At 72.6% G+C, this 14,216-nt stretch carries 16 protein-coding genes; 12 read left to right on the top strand and 4 right to left on the bottom strand.

What is annotated here, in order from left to right:
* The first annotated feature begins 63 nt into the window (after positions 1 to 63).
* From ACZ592_RS35500 to ACZ592_RS35490, 3 genes are all read left to right on the top strand, one after another.
* Complete coding sequence (locus tag ACZ592_RS35500) at positions 64 to 1,098, top strand: ABC transporter ATP-binding protein (protein WP_471585840.1); 1,035 nt, start codon at positions 64 to 66, stop codon at positions 1,096 to 1,098.
* A 163-nt stretch (positions 1,099 to 1,261) separates the two neighbouring features.
* Positions 1,262 to 2,086, top strand: a complete 825-nt coding sequence (locus ACZ592_RS35495; RefSeq protein WP_471585839.1) for an ABC transporter permease — start codon at positions 1,262 to 1,264, stop codon at positions 2,084 to 2,086.
* Between the two features lie 34 nt (positions 2,087 to 2,120).
* Positions 2,121 to 2,831, top strand: coding sequence for a DUF2567 domain-containing protein (locus ACZ592_RS35490; RefSeq protein ID WP_471585838.1), 711 nt, complete (start codon positions 2,121 to 2,123; stop codon positions 2,829 to 2,831).
* Positions 2,832 to 3,020: 189 nt separating this feature from the next.
* On the opposite strand, the gene ybaK is transcribed toward ACZ592_RS35490, so the two are convergent.
* The 4 genes from ybaK to ACZ592_RS35470 form a co-directional block, all read right to left on the bottom strand.
* Entirely contained in the window at positions 3,021 to 3,524 is a 504-nt protein-coding gene (ybaK, locus tag ACZ592_RS35485; RefSeq protein WP_471585837.1) for a Cys-tRNA(Pro) deacylase, read from the bottom strand.
* A gap of 15 nt (positions 3,525 to 3,539) precedes the next feature.
* On the bottom strand, positions 3,540 to 4,286 hold the full coding sequence (locus ACZ592_RS35480) for an LON peptidase substrate-binding domain-containing protein (protein WP_471585836.1): 747 nt from the start codon (positions 4,284 to 4,286) through the stop codon (positions 3,540 to 3,542).
* Positions 4,287 to 4,288: 2 nt separating this feature from the next.
* Complete coding sequence (locus tag ACZ592_RS35475) at positions 4,289 to 5,260, bottom strand: hypothetical protein (protein ID WP_471585930.1); 972 nt, start codon at positions 5,258 to 5,260, stop codon at positions 4,289 to 4,291.
* A 205-nt stretch (positions 5,261 to 5,465) separates the two neighbouring features.
* The gene (locus ACZ592_RS35470; protein WP_471585929.1) at positions 5,466 to 6,980 is read right to left on the bottom strand and encodes an oxidoreductase; all 1,515 of its coding nucleotides are present in this window, start codon (positions 6,978 to 6,980) and stop codon (positions 5,466 to 5,468) included.
* Between the two features lie 221 nt (positions 6,981 to 7,201).
* Between ACZ592_RS35470 and hisD the strand changes: the two genes are divergently transcribed.
* The 9 genes from hisD (at position 7,202) to bdeA (ending at position 14,001) form a co-directional block, all read left to right on the top strand.
* Entirely contained in the window at positions 7,202 to 8,545 is a 1,344-nt protein-coding gene (hisD, locus tag ACZ592_RS35465; RefSeq protein ID WP_471585835.1) for a histidinol dehydrogenase, read from the top strand.
* Positions 8,521 to 9,666: a histidinol-phosphate transaminase gene (locus ACZ592_RS35460; protein WP_471585834.1), complete on the top strand. Its 1,146-nt coding sequence runs from the start codon at positions 8,521 to 8,523 to the stop codon at positions 9,664 to 9,666. The genes hisD and ACZ592_RS35460 overlap by 25 nt, the downstream gene beginning before the upstream one ends.
* A complete protein-coding gene (hisB, locus tag ACZ592_RS35455; RefSeq protein WP_471585833.1) occupies positions 9,663 to 10,256 on the top strand; it encodes an imidazoleglycerol-phosphate dehydratase HisB in 594 nt (197 codons plus the stop codon). Before ACZ592_RS35460 ends, hisB begins: the two co-directional genes overlap by 4 nt.
* Before the next feature lie 3 nt (positions 10,257 to 10,259).
* Complete coding sequence (locus tag ACZ592_RS35450; protein WP_055550328.1) at positions 10,260 to 10,424, top strand: hypothetical protein; 165 nt, start codon at positions 10,260 to 10,262, stop codon at positions 10,422 to 10,424.
* Between the two features lie 17 nt (positions 10,425 to 10,441).
* On the top strand, positions 10,442 to 11,086 hold the full coding sequence (gene hisH / locus ACZ592_RS35445) for an imidazole glycerol phosphate synthase subunit HisH (protein WP_471585832.1): 645 nt from the start codon (positions 10,442 to 10,444) through the stop codon (positions 11,084 to 11,086).
* Positions 11,083 to 11,808 carry a bifunctional 1-(5-phosphoribosyl)-5-((5-phosphoribosylamino)methylideneamino)imidazole-4-carboxamide isomerase/phosphoribosylanthranilate isomerase PriA gene (gene priA / locus ACZ592_RS35440; RefSeq protein ID WP_471585831.1) on the top strand — a complete coding sequence of 242 codons (726 nt, stop codon included), beginning with the start codon at positions 11,083 to 11,085 and terminating at the stop codon, positions 11,806 to 11,808. Before hisH ends, priA begins: the two co-directional genes overlap by 4 nt.
* Positions 11,805 to 12,200 (top strand): Rid family hydrolase, encoded by a 396-nt coding sequence (locus ACZ592_RS35435; protein WP_471585830.1) that lies wholly within the window; start codon positions 11,805 to 11,807, stop codon positions 12,198 to 12,200. The genes priA and ACZ592_RS35435 overlap by 4 nt, the downstream gene beginning before the upstream one ends.
* Positions 12,197 to 12,952, top strand: a complete 756-nt coding sequence (gene hisF, locus ACZ592_RS35430; protein ID WP_471585829.1) for an imidazole glycerol phosphate synthase subunit HisF — start codon at positions 12,197 to 12,199, stop codon at positions 12,950 to 12,952. The genes ACZ592_RS35435 and hisF overlap by 4 nt, the downstream gene beginning before the upstream one ends.
* Positions 12,953 to 13,116: 164 nt before the next feature.
* Positions 13,117 to 14,001 carry a bis(hydroxyethyl) terephthalate hydrolase gene (bdeA, locus tag ACZ592_RS35425; protein WP_471585828.1) on the top strand — a complete coding sequence of 295 codons (885 nt, stop codon included), beginning with the start codon at positions 13,117 to 13,119 and terminating at the stop codon, positions 13,999 to 14,001.
* Positions 14,002 to 14,216: the final 215 nt, after the last annotated feature.

The raw sequence follows: 14,216 nt of genomic DNA, 5'->3' as shown, positions 1-14,216 counted from the left end.
CACGGGGCGTACGGGGCGCCCCGGGCGTCGTTCGTGCCCGAGGACCCCGTAGGCTCGTCCTTCGTGAGTACGCGCCCGGCACCGGCAGTCCGACAGGGACTCCGTCAGGAACACGGCAACGACGCCGTCTGCGCGGTGCGCGACCTGGTCAAGACCTATCCCGCCGCCCGCGCCCGACGCGGCAGGCCCGCGACCCCCGAGGTCCGCGCCACCGACGGGATCGGTCTGACGGTCGGGCGCGGTGAGATCTTCGGCCTGCTCGGTCCCAACGGTGCCGGCAAGTCCACCCTCGTACGCCAGCTGACCGGCCTGATGCGGCCCGACAGCGGGAGCGTCGACATCCTCGGCCACGACATCGTGCGCCACCCCGAGCGGGCCGCGCGGATCCTCGCGTACCTGGGCCAGGAGTCCACCGCCCTCGACGAGCTGACCGTGTCGCTCGCCGTCGAGACGACCGGACGGCTGCGCGGGCTCGACGTGCCGCGGGCCCGCGCCGAGCGGGACGCGGTCCTGGAGGAACTGGGGCTCACACCCCTGGCCTCGCGGCCCCTGAAGAAGCTTTCCGGCGGGCAGCGACGGCTCGCCTGCTTCGCCACCGCGCTGGTGGGGGAGCGGCAGCTGCTCGTCCTGGACGAGCCGACCACCGGCATGGACCCCGTCGCGCGCCGCGCCGTCTGGGCGGCCATCGACCGGCGCCGCGCCGAGCGCGGCACGACGGTCGTGCTGGTCACCCACAACGTCATCGAGGCCGAGACCGTCCTGGACCGGGTCGCCGTGCTCGACCAGGGCAAGGTCATCGCCTGCGACAGCCCGGCCGGACTCAAGGAGAAGGTCGCCGACGAGGTCCGGGTGGAGCTGGTGTGGCGGGAGCGGGCGCCGCTGGACGTCCCCGAGGTGGCCGCGCTGCGGTCCTCCGCGGTGGAGTCGGGCCGGCGCTGGTCCCTGCGGCTCGCGCCCGACGAGGCACGGGCCGCGGTGGCGGCGGTGACCGGCGGGGCCGCGTTCGCCGCCCTGGACGACTTCACGCTGGCGACGCCCAGCCTGGAGGACGTCTATCTCGCGCTGGGCGGCAACGGACGGGGGCTGGTGAAGGCGTGAGGTCCGCCGAAGGCCCGACGGGGGCCCGCCGTGCCGTAGCCGCGCGGCAGACGCCCCCCGGCCGCCCCGCACCGAGCGGCGAGCGAACCGCCGGGAAGCGGTGCGACGGTGTGCGGTCCGACCGCGTGCGAACTGACAAGTACCTGAGCAGGAGGGGCGTCCGGTGAGTGCGGTTCCCTTGGAAGCCGCCGTGCGGGCCGACAGCGCCCGGGCGGACAGGCAGGACGACGGCCCCGCGCCGCTCGGGCCGCCGGCCCGCCTGTTCCCTGCGCTCTCGGCCGTCTACCGGGCGCAGCTCTCACGTGCCCGGGTCGCCCGGATACCGCTGCTCTTCGTGGCGACCTTCCAGTCCGTCGGGATCATGATCCTGATGCGCGGTGTGGTCGACGGGGGCGGTGAGGCGCGGGCCGTCGTCGCCGGGTCCTCCGTGCTCGTCGTCGCGTTCGTCGCGCTCAACCTGCTCGCGCAGTACTTCGGGCAGCTCCGCTCCGACGGCGGCCTCGACCACTACGCCACCCTGCCCGTCCCGCCCGCCGCCGTGGTCCTGGGGGCGGCGGCCGCGTACGCCTCCTTCACGGTGCCCGGCACCTTCGTCACGGCGATCGTCGGGTGCGGACTCTTCGGCCTGCCGCTGACCCACCTGTGGGTGCTCGTCGCGGTGATCCCGCTGGCCGGTGCCGCGCTCGCCGGGCTCGGCGCGGCCCTCGGCCTGCTCGCGCCGCGGCCCGAACTCGCCACGCTGCTCGGTCAGATGGGCATGTCGGCGGCGCTGCTGCTCGGGGTGCTGCCGGCCGACCGGATGCCGACGGTCCTGCAGTACGCGCGTGACCTGCTGCCCTCGACGTACGGAGTGGAGGCGTTCGCCCGTACGTTCGGACCGGATCCGGACTGGGCCGTCGTCGCGCTCGATCTGGCGGTCTGCGCGGGCGTCGGCGTGGTCTCGCTGGCCGTGGCGACCTGGGCGTTCCGCCGGGCGGCCGTCCGGTGACGCGCTCCACAGGGAGTCCTGGCACGATGTGGGGGTGACCGCACCGCTGACACCCTCCCAACCGCCGCACCACCAACCCCCGCACGACCCCTGGCAGGCAGCCGCGCAGCCGTCGGGAGCGACGTCTCCTCACGGACACGAGGAGGACGGTCCCGGCATGAAGACCGAAGTGCGGCAGTCCGCAGTGATCATGGTCGTGGTGGCCGTCACGGGCGTCCTGGCCGGACTGCTCTGGATGTGGCTCTCGCCGCGGGTGCCGCTCATCTCGGACGGCAGTGTGGTGTACCTCAAGGACACCGAGGGCGAACAGGCGATGGGCGTGGACGGAACGTTCACTCTCCTGTCGCTCGCCTTCGGCGCCGTCAGCGGCGTCGTCGTCTTCCTGCTGCGCAGGCGCGGCGGCATCCCGCTGGTCGTCGGGCTCGCGCTCGGCAGCCTGCTGGGCGCGGTGCTCGCCTGGCGGGTGGGCATCTTCCTCGGACCCGACACGGACGTCGTCGCGCACGCCAAGTCCGTCGGCAAGGGAGTCGTCTTCGACGCGCCGCTCGAACTGAAGGCCATGGGCACGCTCCTCGCCTGGCCCGTGGCCGCGCTGGCCGTGCACCTCGGCCTCACCGCGCTGTTCGGACCGCGGGACCCGGAGCCGTATCCGGCGCCCTACGAAGGACAGGCCCACGGCGGCCGGTCCGGTCAGCCGTACGAAGGCCCCCGGAGCGACGGCTACCCCGAGGGCACGGGCTCGTAGAGGATTCCCGGGCGCTTCCGGACGGCGATTCCCGGGTGATTCCTAGGCGGGGCGCTTGCCGTGGTTCGCCTTGCGCTTCTTCGCCCGCCACTTCCGCATGCGCGTCTTCTTCGACATGTCCTCGGTACTAGTCCCGTGCGGGGCATGTGTCGAGGGCGCTTTCACGTCGTCCGGTCCGGTCTTTCCCGTTCAGGCCGCGCGGCCGATCGGCGCGATGACCGCACCGGTGAGGCCGGCCAGGTCGCCCGGCGCCAGCTCGACCTCCAGGCCGCGGCGGCCCGCGGAGACACAGATCGTCGCGTGCGCCTTCGCCGAGTCGTCGAGGACCGTGCGCAGCTTCTTGCGCTGGCCGAGCGGGGAGATGCCGCCGCGCACGTACCCCGTGGTGCGCTCGGCGGCGGCCGGATCGGCCATCACCGCACGCTTGCCGGCGACCGCGGCGGCCAGCGCCTTGAGGTCCAGGGAGCCCGCCACGGGCACGACGGCCACGGTGAGCTCGCCGTCGACCTCCGCGACCAGCGTCTTGAAGACCCGGTCGGGGGAGACCCCCATGGCCTCGGCGGCCTCCTCGCCGTACGAGGGGTGGGACGGGTCGTGCTCGTAGGAGTGGACCGTGAAGGCGGCGCCCGCGGCGGTGAGGGCGACCGTCGCGGGGGTCCCCCCGGGCTGCTGCTTCTTCTGCTTCTTCGCCAAGGCGCTCGCGCTCCGTCAGTTGAGGCTGGTCGTCCCGCGGGTCAGGTCGGTCGCGGGCAGGGACGGCAGGTTACGGATGATCGCGGTCTCGGAGCGAAGGAGTTTCAGCTCGTCGCGCAGCCGTGCCGCGGTGTCCGGCGCGGCCAGGAGCCGCTGCTTGGTCGCGGTGTCCAGGACGGCCGCGGCGGCGACCAGGTACGACACGACGGACGGGTCGTCGGGCAGCTCGGCGCCCGTGGACAGCGAGCGCTCCCGCGCCCCGGCCAGCCGCTTCTGGTAGGAGCGGAACGCGCGCAGCACCCCTTCGGCCAGCGTGCCCGCGCCGTCGCCGGACTCCTCGGGCACCTCCTCGACCTCGGCGGTCAGGAAGGGCCCCGAGGCGTCGACGGAGTGGATCCTGATCCGGGTCGTGCCCGTCGCGAGGACCTCGAAGCCGCCGTCGGCGCGCTCCCTGATCGTCGCCGCGTCCGCCACACAGCCCATGGTGTGGAAGGCCTTGACCGGGTCGTCGCCGAAGCCCGCGGCGGGGCCGTGGTCGGGCGCCGCCGTCGGATCGGGGAGACCGGGGAGGCTCGGCGCCACCTCCAGGCCGTCGCGGATGGCGACGACCGCGAACTGGCGCTGCTCCTCCTCGGGGGTCTTGAGCAGTTCACGCATCATGGCGCGATATCGCTCCTCGAAGACGTTCAGCGGCAGCACGAGGCCGGGGAACAGCACCGAGTTGAGCGGGAAGAGCGGAAGCCGGGTGGTCACGACCGGCAAGCCTAATGCTCGCGGGGGCGGTCACGGTCGCGCGGAGTGCGCAGCGGCGTCTTCGAGGCCACTTCGATGCGCACGCCGTCGCGCAGCTCCAGGAACTGGCCGAGCGGATCGTCGGCCATCCGGTCCCAGGGGAAGGAGGTGGCGTACGGCCCGATCAGGCGCAGCTGTGTCAGGGCGTCCTCCCAGCGCTCCAGGCGGACCAGGACGTAGGTGAGGAGGTTGCGGACCTCGGCGGGCCACGGGTCCCCGGCGGCGTACTGCTCGGAGAGGGCGATCGCGAGGTCGGCCGCCGCGTCCAGGCGCTCGCGCGGCACCTTCCCCGACGGGCTGGTCAGGTAGGCGAAGGCGGCGCGGGCCGGGAGGACCTGTATCAGCGAGCCGGGCAGCGCGTCGGCCGCGGCGCGCTCGGCGAAGTCGAAGCACTCGCGGTGCGAGCCGTACCAGGCGGCGGACAGGTACTGCAGCGCGGAGGCGTGGCAGCCGTAGTGGTAGGAGGAGCGGCGCACCGCCTCCTCCCACAGCTGTTCGAAGACGGTGTGCGGGGCGTGCGTACCGCGGGCGTGGTCCAGGGCGATCCGCCAGGGCACCGGGTCGCGCGGGTCGGCCTCGGCGGCGGCGCTGAGCAGCGGGCCCGCGTCCCGCAGGAGCTCGGCGCGGGCCGGCGACTCCCAGCCGCGGACGACGGCGAGCTCGGCCTTGACGAGCAGGGCGTCCGGGTCGTGCGGGGAGGCGCCGAGCCAGCCGTCGAACCACTCGGGGCGGGAGCGGGCGAAGGCGGCGAGGCGCGTGGCGTAGCGGTCGCGGTTCTCCCACTCGGCGGCCTCGCGGGTGGTGGCGAGGAGCTTGGCGGCCGGGCCGTGGTCCCCGCGCCCGGCGGCGACCAGGGCGGGGGCGAGCCGCTCGTCGGGCACGTCGAGGAGTACGTCGTCGTCCGGCGGCAGCCCGACGGCGAGCCGGGGGGTGTGCCGCAGCATGCGGGCCGTGCGGATGAAGGCACGCAACACCGTGCCCTCCTTTGCGCCTGAACCGGAGCCGCTCGCGCGGGCTCGACCGGTCACCGTCGTGGTTGCTCGTTTGTTGGTCGCAGGAATGACGGTCGCGGGACGGCGATGGTTGCCTGTCGCCGGGTAACGGTTCGGCCGTGAGGCGCCGGTTTCGGCCGCGGCGCGGCGGGCGGGCTCAGTTGCGCCGCAGGAGCCGGGTCGCGCCCGCCGCCACCGTCGTGGCCAGTACCCAGCCGAGCAGGATCAGCGCGGTCGAGAACCACTGCCAGCCGCCGTTCAGCTGCCAGTAGGTGTCCTGGCCGAGGTCGATCACGGGCAGCAGCAGGTCGAGGGAGAACAGGGCGGGGTTCCAGTGCGGGTGCTCGCCCGGCTTGATCGCCGGATGCTCCGCGCGCGAGAACGCCACCGCGCTGACCGCCCAGAGCACGGCCATCCAGACCGCGGCCCGGCCGGGGCGGTAGCCGTAGGCGACCGTCCAGTCCTGGGCGTACCCCCACAGCTTCGCGGCCAGCGGCAGCGTCTCGCGGCGGCGGCGCTGCTTGGCGAGCAGGACCTCGCGGGCGTCGGCGTCCTCGCCGCCGTTGCGCAGGACGGCGGCGAGCTTCTCGTACGGCTCCGGGTTGTACTCGGCGGTCGCCGCCGCCACCCAGGCCAGCCGCCGGGCGAGCGGGAAGGGGCCCTGCGGCACGAGGTTCTCGTACGTGAAGCCGCCCATCTGCAGGCCGCCGGGTCCCGGCCAGCTCGCCGCCCGGTCGATGAGGTTGACGACCTTGACGCCGGAGAGGACGACCTTCCCGCGCTGCGGCGCCTCGCCCAGGAAGCGGAGCTCGGGTGTCTGGACGCGGCGCAGCGAGATCTCCTGGTCGCTCTGGAGCGTGAAGCGGGCCTGCGCGAAGTCGATGGCGTCGCCGAAACGCCCGTCGTCCAGGCGGATGCCGCCCTCGCACTCGAAGCGCTGCACCCGGGTGCCGCGGGCCGGTGTGGTGCCGCTGGTCTGCGGCGGATTGCCGACGGCCGCCGGGGTCAGGTACAGGGTGCGCTCGACGGTCATCTGCGGGGCGTTGAGCGCGTGCCTGCCGTACTGGTTGATGAGCCTGCTGCCGCGCAGGCTGAGCGAGACGCCGATCTTCGCGCCGCGCAGGCTCAGCTCGCCGTGCGACTCCATCATCTCGGCCTGCAGGTCCTGGCCGACGGTGAGGCCGTCGCCGGTGATCGAGTGGCTGCGCCGGTCGCGGTAGATCACGGCCTGGTTCAGGAGCAGGTCGGTGCCGATGTGGGCGTCGGTGAGGCGGATGCCGTTGTGGATCCGGCAACGCGGCAGGTGCAGATCGCCCTCGGTGTGCAGCCGGGCCGCCTCGACGCGCGGGATCGAGCAGTCCACGAGCCGCAGCGTCGCGAAGCGCGCCTCGGGCAGCAGGACTTCCTTCTCGAAGCGGCAGTGCTTCAGCTCGGTGTACGGGACGACCGTGCCGCCCGCGAGGTCGAGCACGTCGGTGATCTGGACGCCCGCCAGCTTCAGGGAGGAGACCCGGCCCGCGAGCGCGGGCGGTCCGTCGAGCAGCAGCCAGCACACGATGCGCGCCCGCACGCTGCGCTCGGGGCCCCAGGGGTGCCCGCCGTGCGGGTCGTCGGCCGCCGGATCGCCGGACCTGAGGTCGTAGACGCTGCCGTTGCGGAAGGCCTGCCACATGCCGATCTCCGCGGCGGTCAGCCCGTCCGGCGGATCCCCGGTGCCGGCGTCGTCGACCACTGGCGATGCCCTCCGTCCTGCGATGCGCGTCTCTCGTACACCTGTTTCATGCCCGCTGCGTGACCGGCTGAACGCTAGTGGTGAACGCGGTCTTCCGGGGTTCATATCAGCCAGTGATACGGGCGACCGGAGCCGAAAGAAGGTCTGAGAGAATTGGCCATGTGATCTCTCGAATCGATCTGCGCGGCGATGCACTCACGGAGTTTCCGTCCGGTGCCGCCCTGCGCGCCCTGCTGCCCCGTGCCGACTTCGACGTCGCGGCCGCCCTGGAGAAGGTGCGGCCCATCTGCGAGGACGTGCATCATCGTGGCGACGCGGCGCTGATCGACTACGCGGAGAAGTTCGACGGAGTGCGCCTGGCGCAGGTCCGCGTCCCCGCGGCCGCGCTCACCGAGGCCCTCGCCGGCCTCGACCCGGCCGTGCGCGAGGCCCTGGAGGAGTCGATCCGCCGCGCCCGCACCGTCCACCGCGAGCAGCGCCGCGCCCCGCACACCACCCAGGTCGTGCCGGGCGGCACGGTCACCGAGAAGTGGGTGCCCGTCGAGCGCGTCGGCCTCTACGCACCCGGCGGCCGGTCCGTCTACCCGTCCTCCGTGATCATGAACGCGGTCCCGGCCCAGGAGGCCGGCGTCGCGTCCATGGCGCTCGCGTCGCCCCCGCAGGCCGGCTCCGACGCCTTCAGCGGACTGCCGCACCCGACGATCCTCGCCGCCTGCGCGCTCCTCGGCATCGACGAGGTCTACGCGGTCGGCGGCGCCCAGGCCGTCGCGATGTTCGCGTACGGCACCGAGAGCTGCGCCCCCGCCAACATGGTCACGGGCCCCGGCAACATCTGGGTCGCCGCCGCCAAGCGCTACTTCACCGGGCGCATCGGCATCGACACCGAGGCGGGCCCGACCGAGATCGCGGTCCTCGCCGACGACACCGCCGACCCGGCGCACGTCGCCGCCGACCTGATCAGCCAGGCCGAGCACGACCCGCTCGCGGCGGCCGTCCTCGTCACGGACTCCGTGGCGCTCGCGGACGCCGTCGAGAAGGAGCTGGAGCCGCAGGTCGCCGCCACCAAGCACGTCGAGGACCGGATCGTCCCCGCGCTCGCGGGCCGCCAGTCCGCGATCGTCCTGGTCGACGGCCTGGAGGAGGGCCTGCGGGTCGTCGACGCGTACGGCGCCGAGCACCTGGAGATCCAGACCGCGGACGCCGTCGCCGTCGCCGGCCGCGTGCGCAACGCGGGCGCGATCTTCGTCGGCCCCTGGGCGCCGGTCTCCCTCGGCGACTACTGCGCGGGCTCCAACCACGTGCTGCCCACCGGCGGCTGCGCCTGCCACTCCTCGGGCCTGTCCGTACAGTCCTTCCTGCGCGGCATCCACATCGTGGACTACTCCCGCCAGGCCCTCGCGGACGTCGCCCACCACGTCGTGACGCTCGCCGAGGCGGAGGACCTGCCCGCCCACGGCGCGGCCGTCAAGGCGCGGTTCGGATGGAAGGTGCCGGAGAGCAAGTGACCAGGATCGACGACCTTCCCGTCCGCGACGAACTGCGCGGCAAGTCCCCCTACGGGGCGCCCCAGCTCGACGTCCCCGTGCGCCTGAACACCAACGAGAACCCCTACCCGCTGCCGGAGCCGCTCGTCGAGCGCATCGCGGAGCGGGTGCGCGAGGCCGCCCGCGACCTCAACCGCTACCCCGACCGGGACGCCGTCGAGCTGCGCACGGAGCTCGCGCGCTACCTCACCCGCACCGGCGGCCACGAGGTCACCCGCGCCCACGTCTGGGCGGCCAACGGCTCGAACGAAGTCATCCAGCAGCTCCTGCAGACCTTCGGCGGTCCCGGCCGCACGGCCATCGGCTTCGAGCCGTCGTACTCGATGCACGGCCTCATCGCCCGGGGCACCGGCACCGGCTGGATCTCCGGCCCGCGCCACGACGACTTCACGATCGACGTGACGGCGGCCACCCGCGCCATCGCCGAGCACCGGCCGGACGTCGTCTTCATCACCACCCCCAACAACCCCACGGGCAACGCCGTATCGGCCGACACGGTCCTCGCCCTGTACGAGGCGGCGCAGGCCGCGAAGGCCGGTGCCGGGGCGCTGGTCGTGATCGACGAGGCGTACGTCGAGTTCAGCCACGGCGACTCGCTGCTGCCCCTGATCGAGGGGCGGCCGAACCTCGTCGTCTCCCGCACCATGTCGAAGGCGTTCGGCGCGGCCGGGCTGCGCCTCGGCTATCTCGCCGCCGACCCCGCGGTCGTCGACGCGGTGCAGCTCGTACGCCTGCCGTACCACCTGTCCGCCGTCACGCAGGCCACCGCGCTGGCCGCCCTGGAGCACACCGACACGCTCCTGAAGTACGTCGAACAGCTCAAGGCCGAGCGCGACCGCCTGGTCACCGAGCTGCGCGCCGCGGGCTACGAAGCGACCGACTCCGACGCCAACTTCGTGCAGTTCGGGCGGTTCGACGGCGAGGGCGCCGCGCACGAGGTGTGGCGGAAGATCCTCGACCGGGGCGTCCTGGTGCGGGACAACGGAGTGCCGGGATGGCTCCGGGTGTCCACCGGAACCCCCGCCGAAAACGACGCGTTCCTCGATGCGGTACGCGAACTGAAGAAGGAGCAGAGCGCATGAGCCGCGTAGGACGGGTGCAGAGAACGACCAAGGAGACGTCGGTCCTCGTCGAGATCGACCTCGACGGCACCGGCAAGGTCGACGTGTCGACCGGGGTCGGCTTCTACGACCACATGCTCGACCAGCTCGGCCGCCACGGCCTCTTCGACCTCACGGTCAAGACCGAGGGCGACCTGCACATCGACTCCCACCACACCATCGAGGACACCGCGCTCGCGATCGGCGCCGCCTTCAAGCAGGCGCTCGGCGACAAGGTGGGCATCTACCGCTTCGGCAACTGCACGGTCCCGCTGGACGAGTCCCTCGCCCAGGTGACCGTCGACCTCAGCGGCCGCCCGTACCTCGTGCACACCGAGCCCGAGAACATGGCGCCCATGATCGGCTCGTACGACACGACGATGACCCGGCACATCCTGGAGTCCTTCGTCGCCCAGGCGCAGATCGCCCTGCACGTGCACGTGCCCTACGGCCGCAACGCGCACCACATCGTGGAGTGCCAGTTCAAGGCCCTGGCCCGCGCCCTTCGCTACGCCTGCGAGCACGACCCGCGCGCGGCCGGCATCCTTCCCTCCACGAAGGGTGCGCTGTAACCCATGACCGGCCTCAACACCATCCTGATCGTCGTCGGTCTCTTCCTGATCGGCGGCATCATCTCCTTCGTCAAGCAGGGCATGCCGAAGAGCCTGATCACCCTGCTCTCCATCGGTGCCGTGATGTGCCTGGCCGCGGGCATCCTGCGGCTCGACTACTGGAACTGACGGGAGGCGTACGCGACATGAGCACCCCCCGTAAGAAGGTCGTCGTCTTCGACTACGGCTTCGGCAACGTCCGCTCCGCCGAGCGCGCCCTCGCGCGCGCGGGAGCCGACGTCGAGATCACCCGCGACTACGACACGGCGATGAACGCCGACGGCCTGCTCGTGCCCGGCGTCGGCGCCTTCGAGGCCTGCATGCAGGGCCTCAAGGAGGCGCGCGGCGACTGGGTCGTCGGGCGCAGGCTGTCCGGCGGACGCCCCGTCCTCGGCATCTGCGTCGGCATGCAGATCCTCTTCGCGCGCGGCATCGAGCACGGCGTCGAGACCGAGGGCCTGGACGAGTGGCCCGGCACGGTCGAGCCGTTGAAGGCCGACATCGTCCCGCACATGGGCTGGAACACGGTCCAGGCCTCCGCGGGCTCCCCGCTCTTCAAGGGCCTGGACGACGACGCCCGCTTCTACTTCGTGCACTCCTACGCCGTGCACACGTGGTCCCTCGAGGTCGTGAACCCCGTGATGCGCGCCCCCTACGTGCACTGGACCACGCACGGCGAGCCCTTCGTGGCGGCCGTGGAGAACGGCGCCCTGAGCGCCACGCAGTTCCACCCCGAGAAGTCCGGCGACGCCGGCGCCCAGCTCCTCACCAACTGGATCGGAACCCTGTGAGCACCCTCGAACTCCTTCCCGCCGTCGACGTCCGCGACGGCCAGGCCGTACGCCTCGTCCACGGCGAGTCCGGCACGGAGACCTCCTACGGCTCCCCGCTGGAGGCCGCCCTCGCCTGGCAGCGGTCGGGCGCCGAGTGGCTGCACCTGGTCGACCTGGACGCCGCGTTCGGCACCGGCGACAACCGCGACCTCATCGCCGAGGTCACCAGGGCCATGGACATCAAGGTCGAGCTGTCCGGCGGCATCCGCGACGACGCCTCGCTGGCCGCCGCCCTCGCCACCGGCTGCACCCGCGTCAACCTCGGCACCGCGGCCCTGGAGACCCCCGAGTGGGTCGCCAAGGTCATCGCCGAGCACGGCGACCAGATCGCCGTCGGCCTCGACGTCCGCGGCACCACGCTGCGCGGCCGCGGCTGGACCCGCGACGGCGGCGACCTCTACGAGACCCTGGAGCGCCTGAACGCCGAGGGCTGCGCACGCTACGTCGTCACCGACATCGCCAAGGACGGCACGCTGCAGGGCCCCAACCTGGAGCTCCTGAAGAACGTCTGCGCGGTCACCGACCGCCCCGTCGTCGCCTCCGGCGGCGTCTCCTCCCTCGACGACCTGCGCGCCATCGCGGAACTGGTCCCGCAGGGCGTCGAGGGCTCGATCGTCGGCAAGGCGCTGTACGCCAAGGCGTTCACGCTGGAGGAAGCCCTGGAGGCCGTGGCGCGATGACAGAGGTACGACGGGTGCAGAGCGGCAGCCCCTGGGAGGAGTCCTTCGGCTTCTCCCGCGCCGTGGCGGCGGGCGACCGGGTCGTGGTCGGCGGGACCACCGCCTTCAAGGGCCCGGTCCTGCACGGCGAGGGCGACCCCTACGAACAGGCGCGCGCCGCCATGGCCAACGCGCTGGCGGCGATCGGCGAGCTCGGACTCGGGGCCGAGTCCGTGATCCGCACGCGGATCTTCCTGACCCACGCGCGGGACGTCGACGAGGTGGGCAGGGCGCACAAGGAGGTCTTCGGCTCCGTGCGCCCGGTGACGACCATCGCGGTCGTCTCCGGCTTCGTCGACCCGCGCATCCTGGTCGAGGTCGAACTGGAAGCCTTCCGAGGAGACACGGCATGACGCTCGCCGTACGGGTCATCCCCTGCCTCGACGTGGACAACGGCCGCGTCGTCAAGGGCGTCAACTTCCAGAACCTGCGCGACGCGGGCGACCCCGTCGAGATGGCCAAGGTGTACGACGCCGAGGGCGCCGACGAGCTGACGTTCCTGGACATCACCGCCTCGTCCGGCAACCGCGAGACCACCTACGACGTGGTCCGCCGCACCGCCGAGCAGGTCTTCATCCCGCTCACGGTGGGCGGCGGCGTGCGCACCGCCGAGGACGTCGACAAGCTGCTGCGCGCGGGCGCGGACAAGGTCGGCGTGAACACCGCGGCGATCGCCCGCCCGGACCTGATCCGGGAGATCGCGGAGCGCTTCGGGCGCCAGGTGCTCGTGCTGTCCGTCGACGCACGGCGCACCGGGACGGGCTCGTTCGAGGTCACGACCCACGGCGGCCGCACGTCCGCCGGGATCGACGCCGTCGAGTGGGCCCACCGGGCCGCCGAGCTGGGCGCGGGCGAGATCCTGCTCAACTCGATGGACGCGGACGGGACCAAGGACGGCTACGACATCGAGATGATCGAGGCGGTCCGCAAGCACGTGTCCGTGCCGGTGATCGCGTCCGGTGGCGCGGGGCGGACGGAGCACTTCGCACCGGCCGTCGCGGCGGGCGCGGACGCGGTGCTCGCCGCGTCCGTCTTCCACTTCGGTGATCTGCGGATCGGGGACGTCAAGGGAGCGTTGCGCTCCGCGGGGCATCCGGTTCGGTGACGCCGCGGGGAGCGGGGCTGTCGCCGGGTGCGGGTTCCGTCGTGGCCGGTGATTTCGCCGATGCGGTGGGGGCGGGCGGTGCGGGACGTTGTCGCTGTCCATGACAGCGGCGGCGCTCCGGGACGGGCGCCCGCCCCGTTGAGAGGAACCGCATCGTGCACAGGATGCGAACCCGAACCCGCCTCATCCGCACGGGACTTGCCGCCCTCCTCGCCATCGGTGGCCTCGTCACGTCGCAGAGCCTCACCGCCCACGCGGCCGCCGACAACCCCTACGAGCGCGGCCCCGCCCCCACCGAGTCGAGCATCGAGGCGTCACGCGGCTCGTACGCGGTCTCCCAGACCTCCGTGTCCGCCCTCGGCGTGAGCGGGTTCGGCGGCGGCACCATCTACTACCCGACGTCGACGGCCGACGGCACGTTCGGCGCGGTCGCGATATCCCCCGGCTACACGGCCTACCAGTCGTCCATCGCCTGGCTCGGCCCGCGCCTCGCCTCCCAGGGCTTCGTCGTCTTCACCATCGACACCAACACGACGCTCGACCAGCCCGACAGCCGGGGCCGCCAACTCCTGGCCGCACTCGACTACTTGACGCAGCGGAGCTCCGTGCGCGGCCGCATCGACGCCGGCCGGCTCGGCGTCATGGGTCACTCCATGGGCGGTGGCGGCACCCTCGAAGCCGCCAAGAGCAGGCCCTCGCTCCAGGCCGCGATCCCCCTCACCGGCTGGAACCTCGACAAGAGCTGGCCGGAGGTGCAGACGCCGACCCTCGTGGTGGGCGCCGACGGCGACACCGTCGCGCCGGTCGCCTCGCACTCCGAGCCGTTCTACGAGAGCCTGCCGGGCTCGCTCGACAAGGCGTACCTGGAGCTGAACGGCGCCACGCACTTCACGCCGAACTCGTCCAACACGACGATCGCGAAGTACAGCCTCTCGTGGCTGAAGCGCTTCATCGACAACGACACCCGCTACGAGCAGTTCCTGTGCCCGTTGCCGCGGCCGAGCCTCACCATCGAGGAGTACCGGGGCAACTGCCCCCACACGTCGTGACGTCGTGAGGCCGTGACGTCGTGAGGCCGTGACGTTGTGAGGCCGTGACGCCGTGATGCCGCGGCGCTGGGCGGTCGCACAGTGTCCCGTGGTGCCGGTTGGGTTCCTGCCCAACCGGCACCACCCCCCGCGGGGTTTGTCCCTTCCCTGGAGTGGGGGGACAGGGGGGGAGTCCTCTGGGTTGCTCACCTCCCCCTTTGACAAAGAACCCAAGG

This window comes from Streptomyces sp. NPDC040622, from assembly GCF_055593965.1.
The sequence above is the reverse complement of the archived record's forward strand: the minus strand, read 5'-3'. Positions and strand labels throughout refer to the sequence as shown.